The sequence below is a fragment of the Pseudomonas fluorescens genome (genome assembly GCF_000967965.1).
GTDB lineage: Bacteria > Pseudomonadota > Gammaproteobacteria > Pseudomonadales > Pseudomonadaceae > Aquipseudomonas > Aquipseudomonas grandcourensis.
In genome coordinates this window covers 205,143-218,420 of record NZ_LACC01000025.1, presented here as the reverse complement: position 1 = coordinate 218,420, position 13,278 = coordinate 205,143, and the positions used below count along the sequence as shown (strand labels likewise).

General features: G+C 60.6%; 8 protein-coding genes. 1 reads left to right on the top strand and 7 read right to left on the bottom strand.

All coding sequences use genetic code 11. The features are described from left to right. Positions 1-34: 34 nt before the first annotated feature. The 7 genes from astE to VC35_RS20860 form a co-directional block, all read right to left on the bottom strand. Positions 35-1,045, bottom strand: coding sequence for a succinylglutamate desuccinylase (gene astE, locus VC35_RS20890; protein ID WP_046042327.1), 1,011 nt, complete (start codon positions 1,043-1,045; stop codon positions 35-37). Positions 1,046-1,057: 12 nt separating this feature from the next. Then, positions 1,058-1,348, bottom strand: a complete 291-nt coding sequence (locus VC35_RS20885; protein ID WP_046042326.1) for a hypothetical protein — start codon at positions 1,346-1,348, stop codon at positions 1,058-1,060. 61 nt (positions 1,349-1,409) lie between these two features. After that, entirely contained in the window at positions 1,410-2,756 is a 1,347-nt protein-coding gene (gene astB, locus VC35_RS20880; RefSeq protein WP_046042325.1) for an N-succinylarginine dihydrolase, read from the bottom strand. Between the two features lie 163 nt (positions 2,757-2,919). After that, complete coding sequence (gene astD / locus VC35_RS20875; protein ID WP_185754822.1) at positions 2,920-4,389, bottom strand: succinylglutamate-semialdehyde dehydrogenase; 1,470 nt, start codon at positions 4,387-4,389, stop codon at positions 2,920-2,922. Next, the gene (gene astA, locus VC35_RS20870) at positions 4,386-5,411 is read right to left on the bottom strand and encodes an arginine N-succinyltransferase (protein WP_046042323.1); all 1,026 of its coding nucleotides are present in this window, start codon (positions 5,409-5,411) and stop codon (positions 4,386-4,388) included. Before astA ends, astD begins: the two co-directional genes overlap by 4 nt. 70 nt (positions 5,412-5,481) lie before the next feature. Continuing rightward, the gene (aruF, locus tag VC35_RS20865) at positions 5,482-6,501 is read right to left on the bottom strand and encodes an arginine/ornithine succinyltransferase subunit alpha (protein WP_046042322.1); all 1,020 of its coding nucleotides are present in this window, start codon (positions 6,499-6,501) and stop codon (positions 5,482-5,484) included. A 211-nt stretch (positions 6,502-6,712) separates the two neighbouring features. Further along, the gene (locus VC35_RS20860) at positions 6,713-7,933 is read right to left on the bottom strand and encodes an aspartate aminotransferase family protein (RefSeq protein ID WP_046042321.1); all 1,221 of its coding nucleotides are present in this window, start codon (positions 7,931-7,933) and stop codon (positions 6,713-6,715) included. Positions 7,934-8,440: 507 nt separating this feature from the next. On the opposite strand from VC35_RS20860, the gene VC35_RS20855 reads away from it, so the two are divergent. Continuing rightward, positions 8,441-13,273: a dermonecrotic toxin domain-containing protein gene (locus VC35_RS20855; RefSeq protein WP_404942367.1), complete on the top strand. Its 4,833-nt coding sequence runs from the start codon at positions 8,441-8,443 to the stop codon at positions 13,271-13,273. Positions 13,274-13,278: the final 5 nt, after the last annotated feature.

Below are 13,278 nucleotides of genomic sequence, written 5' to 3'. Positions count from 1 at the left end.
GCAGGCTCGCTCCTACATTGGTTTTGTGTTGGGCTTATGCCAGGTTTTCGTCCGTGGTCGGCACGACCAGGATGCCGGCACGCAAACCATTCTTCACCTTGGGGTTCGGGAAGATGATCCGTGCGCCCTTTTCCTCAATGATCCAGCGGGTGTTGGCGATGTCTTCCGCCAGCAGGTAACCCACTTCCAGCTCCGAAAAGTTCTCGATGTCCGCCGGCAGGTTCAGGCGGAAGCTGTCGCTGTGCTTGATGATTTCTCGCGCCACGCTGTACAGCTGCAAACCGTCCAGCGCGCCCTCAGTCAGTTCTGGTTCGGTGCCCTCGATGATCTGCTTGAGACGCTTCTCCAGCAGAGAGACGTTGACCCCGTCGTTCTGACCGAACGGCCGCGCCTTGCCCAACTCCAGGGTGAAGGCCTCGGCACCCAGCTTGTCGTAGGTATAGGAACTGAAGACGATCGATGGTTTGTTCTGCAGCAACACCGCTTCCATTCCAGCAGCCCGCAGGCGCGCCAGTTCCTGACGCGAATGCTGGCGGTCTTCCTTCCACGGATACAAGGCGAACTGCTCGATTTTCGAGCCACGAATCGCCGTGTGCAGGTCGTAGTGCAGGCGCTGGCGATCCGGCAGGCTGAAGAAGCTGGCAGCCAAACGCTCCAGCTCACAGGCGCGCAGGGCTTCGCAACCGCTGCTTTGTTCGTGACGGCCATTGAACAGCCGATTGACGTCCTGCTCGACAAAACGCTCGCCCTTGCGAATCGCTTCGGGATTACCGAACAGGAACAGAATACGTGCGCGCGGCTTCAAGTCGCCGCGGGCAATGTCGTGCAACAGACGATCGAGCAGCTCGATCGGCGCTGTTTCGTTACCGTGGATCCCCGCCGACAGCAGCAGGTCCAGGCCGTTGTCACGCGCTTCAGGTGGTCGGACTTCCAGCGCACCTTCGCTCAACCAGCGCATGCGCACGCCTTCGACAGTCAGTTGAGTCTTCTCCGCCGGTTCGCGGCCGGCGAGGGTCAGTTCAAGCAGTTTGCCGAGGGCGAGCATAGAGCGGTTTCCTTAGTGGTCGTGGTTGCAATCCGGGCCGTGAACGTGATCCTCGTCGTCGCCGAGTTCAGCCGGTTCCATCTCCAGTTGCAGACTTACCAGATTAGTCGCCAATGGGCGCAACAGCAGGTTGGCGTACTCGGCGTCACCTTCCTCGACGTCCACACCGATCAGTAACTGGCCACGGCCGTCCTGCTGGATCCACAGCTCTTTACCTTGCCACAGGACCGCGACGCGGGTGCAGGAAGTCTCCAGTTGCGTGCCGTCGGTGTCTTCAAGGATCAGCTGCAGGGTATCGCTCATGTCTTTACGCTCTCGTTTGAGATGAAGCAGCGCGCTGCGATGGGAAGCAGCGCGCCGTCGATCAATTGATCTGGAATGGATAAACCGCGCCCAGTTTAAGGATTTGCGTCAGTTCATCCAGTGCCGTCCGGCACTCAAGCAGCAATTGCGGGTCCGCCAGATCGTTTTCGGTCATGCGGTCGCGGTAGTGCTTCTCGACCCATTCGGTCAGTGTGCCGTACAACGGTGCCGTCATGATAACCCCTGGGTTGACGGCCGCCAGTTCGGTTTCGTTGAGTGCGACGCGCAACCGCAGGCAAGCCGGGCCACCGCCGTTCTGCATGCTCTGCTTGAGATCGAAGACTTTCACTTCGCGGATCAGGCCGCCGGAGCTGGTCAAACCCTGCAAGTATTGCCAGACACGCTCGTTGCCACGGCATTCTTCCGGCACGATCAACAGCATGGAGCCGTCAGGACGCGACAGCAGTTGGCTATTGAACAGGTAGGAACGAACGGCATCTTCCACGCTTACTGCGGAACGCGGTACGCAGACTGACTGAAATTTCCCACCGACTTTGGCGAGTTTGCTCTGCAGTTCAGCGAGCATCTGTTCGGTGTCGAGGAACGCGTCCTCGTGATAGAACAGCACTTCGCCATTACCGACGGCGATCACGTCGTTGTGGAACACGCCCTGGTCGATCACCGACGGGTTCTGCTGCGCGTAGACCACGCCGTCATCGCTCAAGCCGTGCAAACGGGCAACGGCCTGGGACGCTTCGAGGGTCTGGCGCGCCGGGTACTTCTGCGGTGCTGGGAAACGGGTGTCGAACGCGCTGCGGCCGAACACGAAGAACTCGACACCGGCTTCGCCGTATTCACGGCAGAAACGCGTGTGGTTGGCAGCGCCTTCGTCACCGAACTGCGCCACGGCCGGCAAGGCGGCGTGGTGGGCGAAGTGTTGCTGGTCAGCGAACATCGCCCCCAGCACGCGGCTGGTGGTCGGGTGCTCGATGCTGCGGTGATATTTGCAGTTGAGGTTGGCGGCGGTGAAATGCACGCGGCCATCAGCGGTGTCGGCGCTCGGGCTGACGGTGGCGGCGTTGGCCACCCACATGCTTGAGGCCGAGCAACTGGCCACCAGCAGCGGCATCGCGTCTTTGGCAGCGCGCTCGATCACTTGAGCGTCGGTGCCGCCAAAGCCCAGGCGACGCAGTGCGGCCACATCCGGGCGCTCTTGCGGTGCCAGTACGCCTTGCTGGAAACCCATTTCCATCAGCGCTTTCATCTTTGCCAGGCCTTGCAGCGCCGCTTCCTTGGGGTTGGAAGACTGCTGGCTGTTGCTCTGGGACGCGACGTTGCCGTAGGACAGGCCGCCGTAGTTATGGGTCGGCCCCACTAGACCGTCAAAATTGACTTCATAGGATTTCATCAGCGAGGCTCCACGAGAATCTGTTGTTATAGGCTTCAGTAACTGTTCTTTGAGACCGCGTAGCGGCCATCGCGAGCAGGCTCACTCCTACAGGATTTGTGTCGCACACAAAATGTGTGTCCACCATCGAACCTGTAGGAGCGAGCCTGCTCGCGATTGGGCATCACGCCATCTTCACGCCAGGCGTCAGGGCGGCAGGCATCACCAGGCTCGGCGTTTCCAGCGAGGCCACCGGGTACGCGCAGTAATCCGCCGCGTAGTAGGCGCTGGCGCGGTGGTTGCCCGAGGCGCCGACGCCGCCGAATGGCGCGCTGCTCGCGGCACCGGTCAGCTGCTTGTTCCAGTTGACGATACCGGCACGGCTTTCCAGCCAGAACTGCTGGTAGCGCGCTTCGGAGTCGGACAGCAGACCGGCGGCCAGACCGTAGGCGGTGTCGTTGGCTTCAGCGATCGCCGCTTCAAAATCAGCGTAGCGGATCACCTGCAGCAACGGGCCGAACAGCTCTTCGTCAGGACGATCGGCAACGGCGCTCACGTCCAGGATGCCCGGGGTCAGCAAGGCCGATTGAGCCTGAGGCTGAGTCATTTCCAGCAGCGCCACGGCGCCATTGGCCAGCAGATGTTCTTGCGCATCCATCAACGCTTTCGCAGCGCCAAGGGAAACCACCGACCCCATGAACGGCGCCGGTTGCTGATCGAAGGCACCGACTTCGATAGTCGCGCTGACCGCCACCAGGCGCGCCAACAACGTGTCGCCCCAAGCACCTTGCGGCACCAGCAAGCGACGGGCACAGGTGCAACGCTGGCCGGCAGAAATGAACGCCGACTGAATGATGGTGTACACCGCGGCATCGAGGTCAGCGACCTGATCGACCACCAGCGGGTTATTACCGCCCATTTCCAGCGCCAGAATCTTGTCCGGACGACCGGCGAATTGCTGGTGCAGGTGATTACCGGTGCGGCTGGAACCGGTGAAGAACAGCCCGTCGATGCCCGGGTTCGCCGCCAGGGCGATACCGGTTTCGCGAGCGCCTTGCAGCAGGTTCAATACGCCGGCCGGCAGGCCAGCTTCGATCCAGCACTTGACCGTCAGCTCGGCGACTTTCGGTGTCAGTTCGCTTGGCTTGAACAGCACGCTGTTACCGGCCAACAGTGCCGGCACGATGTGTCCGTTCGGTAGGTGACCCGGGAAGTTGTAAGGACCAAATACCGCCACCACACCGTGAGGCTTGTGGCGCAGCACAGCGGTGGCGTCGCCCAGGGGGCCGCTCTTCTCGCCGGTACGCTCGCGGTAGCTTTGCACCGAGATCGCGATCTTGTTGACCATGCTGGTGACTTCGGTCGCCGCTTCCCACAGGGGTTTACCGGTCTCTTCACCGATGGTGCGGGCCAGTTCGTCAGCGTGATTCTTCAGCGCGGCGGCAAAGGCTTCCAGAACCGAAATACGCTCTTCCAGGGTACGCCGCGCCCAGCCCGGGAACGCCTGACGCGCAGCTTGCACAGCCGACTCGACCTGAGCGGCGGTGGCACCGGCACCGGACCACAGCACCTGCTGGGTCACCGGGTTCAGCGACTCGAAGGTTTCGCCCCCACCTGCCAGCCATTCACCTGCGATGTAAAGCGACTTCATTATTTCGACTCCCGAGCTGCGGACAACGCCACGGCGCGCACTTGATCGCCAGCGTTGAGTTGAAGACGTTTGGCGGTCTGCGGATCGACCACCAGGGTGCCGGCGGCCAGACGTGCCGGTGCAGCAGTGATGCGGCAGTCCTCGCGCTTGCGGTTGTGAATGATGAATGGCGTGGCGTCGTCACCCGGTGTGCCGACGGCCAGCACCAGCGCCTGGCTGTCGCGCACGGCGCGGATCTTGCCGGTTTCGCATTCGATGGCCGGGCCGGCGTCGAAAATGTCGACGTAGCCCTGGTAGCTGAAACCTTCGCTCTTGAGCATGGCCAACGCTGGCTCGGTGTCCGGGTGAACATGACCGATCACGTTGCGCGCATCCGGCGACAGGAAGCAGGTGTACAGCGGGAATTTCGGCATCAGTTCGGCGATGAACGCCTTGTTGCCAACGCCGGTCAGGTAGTCCGCCTGGCTGAATTCCATCTTGAAGAAGTGCCGACCCAGGCTTTCCCAGAACGGCGAACGCCCGGCTTCGTCGGACACACCGCGCATTTCGGCAATGATCTTGTTGCCGAACATTTGCGGGAACTCGGCGATGAACAGCATCCGCGCCTTGGACAGCATGCGGCCGTTGAGGCCAGTACGGTAATCGGCGTGCAGGAACAGCGAGCACAGCTCGGAGTTGCCGGTCAGGTCGTTGGCCAGGAACAGCGTCGGGATTTCGCGATAGATGTTCAGCTCTTGTGAAGCGCTGACCGTCAGACCGACCCGGAAGTTGTACCAGGGCTCACGCAGACCGACGGCGCCGGCAATGGCGGAAATACCCACCACGCGACCGTCGTCATCTTCGAGCACGAACAGGTAGTCCGCGTCGCCCCGCCCGGCTTCGCCGCGAAAGGTCTTCTCGGCCCAGCCGACCCGATGGGCCAGCCGCTCTTCGTTGGCCGGCAAGGTGGTCAGGCCAGTGCCGGTGCTGCGGGCCAGGTCGATCAGAGCGGGTAAATCGCTGCTGCGTACGGGACGAACGATCATGCTATCTCCTCAAACGGGCCGCCTGCGCCACCCGTGAAACTTCGCTGCTTTCTAGGCATCAATTGCGACGTTAAACCGCGACCAGGCGCACGCTGGCACCCTCGCCGACGCCCAGGGCTTCGGCCGCTTCCAGGTCCAGGGTTACCGGTTTGCCTGGCGCGTAATCGAGCTCGAGCATCACAGCGCGGTAGTCCTGCAACTGGGCATTGGCCACCAGATACTGGCGACCGACACCCTTGACCGGTTCGCCGATCTTCACCGGCACCACACGGCTCTGGGCGATCGAACGGATCCCCGAGACACGGGCGTGCAAGGTCGGGCCGCCGTCGAAGATGTCGATGTAGTGATCGGTCTCGAAACCTTCGCGCATCAGGATGTCGAAGGTGATCTGCGCCCGTGGATGCACCTGGCCCATGGCTTCTTGAGCGGAGTCCGGCAGCAATGGCACGTAGATCGGGTAATGCGGCATCAGTTCGGCGAGGAACGTACGGCTTTTCAGCCCGCACAGACGCTCGGCCTCGGCGTAGTTGAGGTCGAAGAAGTTGCGACCGATGGCATCCCAGAATGGCGAGTCGCCGTTTTCATCGCTGTAACCGACGATCTCGGTCACCACGGAATCGGCAAAACGCTCCGGATGGCTGGCCACGAACAGCAAACGGCCACGGGAGTTGAGCTCCGACCACGGCGAACCCACCAGCTCGCGCTGCACATAGAAGCTGGTCAGCAAGCTGTTGCCAGTCAGGTCATGGCACTGCGAGAGCACGTGGATCTTGTTGTGAATCTTCAGCTCGCGGGAAGCGTGCACGAAGGTTTCGTTGCGGAAGCTGTAGAACGGCTCGGAGTAACCGGCCGACGCCACGATGGCCGAGCAACCGACCAGCTTGCCGGTGGCAGAGTCTTCGAGGACGAAGAAATAGCTTTCCTCACCGTTGAAACTCACTTCGGCGGCGAACGAGGCTTCGCTTGCGGCGATCTTGTCGCTCAGGCGTTCAACGTCATCCGGCAAGGAAGTGACACCAATCGGACTGTCCGCAGCCAGACGCTGTACCTCGCCCAGATCAGCCATTTGCGCAGGGCGCATCACCAGCATGGTGTCACTCCTTTTTCGAAAAACTCTTTGAGGAAAATAAGCCAGCCCTGCCTTTTGAAGACCTTGGTAGGAGCGAGCCTGCTCGCGATGGTGGGTCAGCAACAAAGATGTCGACTGACACACCATCGCGAGCAGGCTCGCTCCTACAGAAAAGCGGGACCGGCATCAAAATTGGGTTCGACGCCTGAAAGGTCAGGCATCGAAGGATCTATCAGGCTTGCGTCAGTTTTGCTGCGGCACGTTCGAAGCGGTCGAGACCGGCATCGATATCGGCGTCTTCCACCACCAGGCTCGGGGCGAAACGCACCACGTCCGGGCCGGCTTGCAGGACCATCAGGCCTTCTTGCTCAGCGGCGTTGAAGATGTCCTTGGCCTTGCCTTTCCAGGCATCGCTCAAGACGCAACCGATCAACAGGCCCATGCCACGAACCTTGGTGAACAGGCCGTACTTCTCGCCGATCTGCTCAAGGCGGGCCTTGAACTTGTCGTGCTTGGCGTTGACACCGGCCAGCACCTCAGGGGTGTTGACCACGTCGATCACGGCTTCCGCGACAGCGCACGCCAGCGGGTTGCCGCCGTAAGTGGTGCCGTGGGTGCCGACGACCAGGTGCTTGGCCAGGTCTTCGGTGGTCAGCATCGCCGCGATCGGGAAACCACCGCCCAGGCTCTTGGCGCTGGTCAGGATGTCCGGGGTCACGCCGTAATGCTGGTAGGCGAACAGATGGCCGGTACGGCCCATGCCGGTCTGCACTTCGTCGAAGATCAGCAGCGCGTTGTGCGCGGTGCAGAGCTCGCGGGCACCTTGCAGGTATTCCAGTTCAGCCGGGATCACACCGCTTTCGCCCTGGATCGGTTCCAGTACCACGGCGCAAGTCTTGTCGGAAATGGCGGCTTTCAGCGCAGCCAGATCGTTGTACGGCACGTGGGTGATGCCGGTGATTTTCGGGCCGAAACCGTCGGAGTACTTCGACTGGCCACCGACGTTCACGGTGAACAGGGTACGGCCGTGGAAGCTGTTGAGCGCGGCGATGATCTCGTACTTCTCGCTGCCGAAACGGTCGAAACCGACACGACGGGCCAGCTTGAAGGCGGCCTCGTTGGCTTCGGCGCCGGAGTTGCAGAAGAAGGCGCGGTCGGCAAAGGTGGCGTCGACCAACTTGTGGGCCAGGCGCAGGGCCGGCTCATTGGTGAACACGTTGGACACGTGCCACAGCTTGTTCGCCTGCTCGGTCAAGGCACCGACCAGCGCCGGATGTGCGTGACCCAAGACGTTGACGGCAATCCCGCCCGCGAAGTCGATCAGCTCGCGGCCGGACTGGTCCCAAACGCGGGAACCGGCGCCACGCACAGGAATGAATGCGGCAGGCGCATAGTTGGGAACCATTACCTGATCGAAATCGGCGCGTTGTACCGCAGCGTGCTCAACGGACATCGGAGTCTCCTGAAGAGAAAACACTCGCCTGAAACTGGCGAGCTTGGTGAGGATTGTAAGGACAGTTTTCAGCCCGGCCTTGCCGCCAAGCGACAACTTCTTATAGCGCAAACCCCGGATTTTCCCGGGTTTACGGCAATGCGACATATAGGGTCGCAAAGGCGCAGTTTAACTGGCGGCGGGCGTTTGCGGCAGGCTTGCTGCGTTGTAACTCTTGCCAATGGTCCGAGTGCGGTAAATATGTACCGCACAGCGTCCAGCTTCGCGGGTTTTCCTAGTGGCCTTTCAAATCCAACGGCCACTGACCCCATGATTACCGAATCTACTGCCACTGTTGCTTCCGACGCTTTCAGGCCGGACGCTCATTTCCAACATCTGCAGAATGTCATCCCCTCTTGGCTCCGTCAGACGGCGCCCCACAGACGCGAGGCGCTACGCAACATCACCCCCGCCCTGCCCGCCGGACTACGGGCGGCGTCGAAACCTCAGCACACGGAACTCGCCCGATTGATCGCCCGCCAGGTCGCCAGCCAGAACCAGGTCGACAAGGCGCTGGCCAACCTGCAGAACCCCGCGGATTTCGCCGAACCGCTGCTCAAGGCCGAACTCAAGCGCCGCTTTGGCCTGGATCTGAATGTGCGCGAAACGTTTTTGCGCCTCTACCTACCTGATCACCTGCCGTGGTTACGGCTGAAGTCCGGCGCTGCGCGCACCTGGACGGTATCGCTGCTGGACGCCGCACTGCACAACTTCGAAAGTGCCGAGACCCTTGCAGATGCGTTCGAGCCTGCCTCGACGTACATCACCGCGCCGTCTTCCAACGGGCAATTCCTGACCTTGCCGCAGATCCTGGAAGAAATGCCTGTCACGGTATTTACCGGCATGTGCCGGGAGCTGGACATTGGCCAGCGCTATAAAACCTATCTGGAAGACAATCTGAGTATCGGCAACCCGGTGGACTCGGCGCTGCTGCAAGGGAAAATCCGCGACAGCCAGAAATCCGCAATCACCGCTGCATTACACCTGGCGCAGATGCAAAACCTCCTGGGCAGCGGCACTCACAGCCTGATTCTCGGCCTGCTCGACAACCTGCCACATCTGCGCCTGCACAAGCAGCCATGGCGCTGTCATGACCTGACGATCCTCAACGCGTGCCTGACCGGCATCCTGCTGTTTGCCCCGGACCTGGAGCGCGCCCGGGAAGTGGTTCGCGTGGTGGCTTATATACCGGGCGACCCCGAACAGCCGATCAAGGAATACCCCTCGTCTGCGGCCTTCGCCGAGGAACTGGGCCGGCGCCTATGCGACCCCGCCTATCAACAGTTTTTCAGCCGCTTCATTAACCATGAGGATCGCGGTTACTTTTTCGCACAGTTGAACCACCTGCTTGCCCCGATCACCTGGCAACCGGTCCAGCCAGGCGATTCTCGTCCGACCTGGCGGGAACTACCCAACCCCCGTGCGAATCTGCAGATCGTGGCAACGCCTGTCACAGGAGAACTGTGGGCTCACCTCTACCAGAGCAAGCTCAACAAGATCCTCAACGATGCGCGAGTGATCGCGGTGTCCACTGCAACGGTCGACCAGAAAGCCCGTTGGGCGCTGTGGGATTCCTTCACGGAAATTGCCTCGGCACTGCTGAACATCGCCGCGTTCGTGGCACTGCCATTCGTGCCGTTTCTCGGTGAACTGATGCTGGGCTACATGGCCTACCAGTTGCTCGACGAAACCTTCGAAAGCGTGGTCGACTGGGCCGAGGGGCAGAGTCGCGAAGCCTTCGGGCACTTGATGGGCGTGGTGGAGTCCGCGGTGCAACTAGGGACCTTTGCCGCAGGGGGTGCGATCGCCGCCGGCGAATTTCGCTCGGTATTGCCCCGGGAGATCGTTGAATTCATCGACCGTTTCAATACGATAAAGCGGCCGAACGGCGATACCCGCTACTGGCAGCCGAACCTGATCGGCTATGAACACCCTGGTGTTTTACCCAAGGATGCAAAACCGGATGAGCTGGGGCTGCACCCACATCAGGGCAAAAGCCTGCTGTCCCTGGAAAACAAGCACTACGCCGTGAGCAAGGATCCGCTAACCGGCCAGTACCGCATCAACCACCCCACCCGCCCTGACGCCTACAAACCACAACTGCGACACAACGGCAGCGGTGCCTGGCAAACCGAACTCGACCAGCCGTTGAGTTGGGACCAGGCCGCCGTATTGCACCGTGTCGGCCCGGACATGCAGCGTTTTTCGGCCAGCACCCGCGGGCGCATCCTCAGCATCAGCGGCAGCCACGAAGATGTCCTGCGCAAGATGCATGTAAATGCCGGACAGGTGCCGCCGCTATTGGCCGACACACTCAAACGCTTCGGGATCGATCAGGACATACAAGCCTTTATCGATCAGATCGGCAGTGACCAGTCGGAACACCTCCTCAAGGCGGATCCGGTGACACAGCTGGAACTGCTCAATGAAAACGGCTACTGGCCGGCAAACAAAGGCCTGCGACTGATCGACGAAAATGCGCAAACCCTTTGGCAAAGCCCGGCGCCCGATGTGCCCGTCGTGCAAATCGATACCGCCCGCCTCACCGACGGCGACCTGCTGAAAACCTTTCTCCTGACCCTGTCGGACAGCGAAGCCAGAACGCTGATGGGCGAAGAGTTCGGTCACCCCTCCTCAACCCCGGAAAACCGGGCGCAGCGGTTGCGCCAGATACTCGCGCGGCTTGCCGAACAGAAACGGCAGACGCTGTTCGACCAGCGATATCGCCGACTCGAACGTGGTGCTCGCGCAGCCGTACAAGTGGTGATGGATGCCGAGCCCGGACTGCCACGCAGCGTTGCACAAGCGATTGTGGACACAGTAAGCGATCTGGAAATGCAACAGCTGAAAAGCTCAACCCTTGCCCCTCGCCTGGCCGAGCTGAGCCGGGAAGCCAGATTGCAAGTGCGCATGACTCGCGCCTACGAGGGGCTTGAATTGCCATCGACCGAAAACAACCTCGACACTGACCGGCTGGCCTTGCACACCCTGGAAAAACTGCCGGGCTGGACGACAGAGCTACGACTGGAAATCCGCCAGTACGCCCATGAAGGCGCGCTGATCGACAACCTTGGCCGTATCGATGCGCCCCTGCGTAAAGTGCTGGTGCTCAGAGAAGAAGGCTCGTATCAGGCCTTCGATCATGACGGTGAAGAACTCAGCGGCATGGGCTCGCTTTACACCTGCCTGCTACAGGCCATGCCGGACAGCGAACGCACCGCCTTGAATCTGAATATCGGTGAAGGTGAACGGCTCAAGCAGCTGATTCGCCAGCACGCCTTGAGCCGTGATGCATTGCGCGCGCTGCTGGCTCAACACCCCGACCTCAAACCCACTTACGACCCAAAGGTCATGCGCTTGCTCGGTGGCGGTGACGGGTATCGTCAAATGCCACGCAACACACCTACTTTGCAAAGTCGGGCGCAGACACTGTTTCCCCATCTATCCGCCGAAGAGCTCGACGCCTTCGTCGAACGCTTGCAGCAGCATCCCAGTGGACCACGAGCGGAGCTGAGTCGGCTCTTGACTCAACACGCGCAACTGCTGGAGACGCTTTCGTCCTGGCGCGATGAAATTCCGCTGTTCATTCCAGACTCGCAAATCAGGATCACGCCCGAGCAGTTCGCTGCGCAACAGCAAGTCCGTCGTCAATTCGCTATCGATCTGGCCCACTGCTGGCGCCAGCAATGGACCCTTCCCGAGACCGTTCTTGAAACAGCCGACTTCAACTTCTTCCAACCCATCATCGGCCAATTGCCGACACTGAGCTCCGACTTCAGCCGCATCACAATGCTAAGGATGGATGGAGGTAGCGCCACGCGGGGCATGCACGAATTTCTGCGCAGCTTTACCGGGCTACGCTCCCTGAAACTGCGCGACTTCAACCTTGGCCGCTTGCCGGACACCCTTCCATCGCTGCAACTCGAAGAGCTCATCCTGAGCAATTGCGCGATCACCCTCAGCCCCGAGAGCCAGGTCGGGTTCGCGGGACTGCATCGGTTGACCACAATGGACTTGTACAAGAACCCCTTGGGCCTGACACCCGATGTCGGCAGCATGCCCGATTTGAACTACATCGATTTATCGCAGACGGGCATCTCTGATCTACCGAGTGACTTGTTGACTCGTCCGCGCCTGCGCACCGCCCTGTTCAATGACAACCAGATCAAAGAACTGCCCAGCGCACTGTTCACACTGCAACAACGCACCCAAGAGGGCATCGACCTGGGCAACAATCCGTTTTCAAGCGCAACCCGTGAACGCCTCAAACAGCACTTCCAGCAAACCCGTCAGGACTTCGGTATCTTTGCCGAAGAAGCAGATATCCACCGCGTGCAAACGCTGTACCCCATGCTGGACCAGGAGGATGCCAGCAAATTCGTGTTCCTTTTACCCGGCACACTGGACGAGGGGCGAATCGCATTGACCCGTCTGGAAGCCGAACTCACCACCCTTGAAAACGACCTGTCGGCCTGGACCGGCAATATTCCAGCCGTCCACCCTCACAGCAATCAACCGTTCACTGCCCAGCAACTGCTGATCGAACATTCGACGCGGGACGCATTCAGAGAGTCCGTACTGCGCTGCTGGCGCCGAGAAACCGATCTGGATGATTTCAACGAATCGCTGCAAGCAACTACTTATGACCTGAGTCTGGAGACGCGGATTACCGGTAACCTGCCGACACTGAGCGCAGATTTCAGCCATGTTTCCCTGGTTTACCTGAGTAGCGAGAGCGGCCTGACCACAGGCGTCACAGGGTTCCTGGAGCGCTTCCCCAAACTCAAGACCCTCGTTATCAACGACTTCAGGCTGGGCGATATCCCGGAGGCAATCTTCCGGATGAGCGACTTGAAGTCGCTCAATCTCCTCGACTGCAACATCACCCTGACTCCGCAGTCGGTCCTGAACCTGGCCGAGATGGCCCGCCTGGAATTCATCGACTTGAGAAACAATCCGCTGGGGCTGGCTCCGGATATCAGCCAGATGACGGACCTGGCGACCCTGCAACTGGATAACTGCGGGCTCAGCGAATTACCCGCCGGACTGATGCAGCTCAAGAGCCTGGAAACCGTAGACCTGAGCGGCAACGCGATCAGTCAGATACCCGCCGACCTCCTCGAACTGCCGCTGGAGGTCGCCGAAAGCATCAGCCTGCGGGGTAATCCGTTCTCTGAGGAAAGCCTGCAAATTCTGCTTGAGTACTTCAGGCTGACTAGCGTCGATTTCGGAGTTCAGGAAGTAATCGAACGGGCAGAATTGGAGGTGTCGACGTCCGAGGCGTCCGAACCGGAAGATTGATCGGG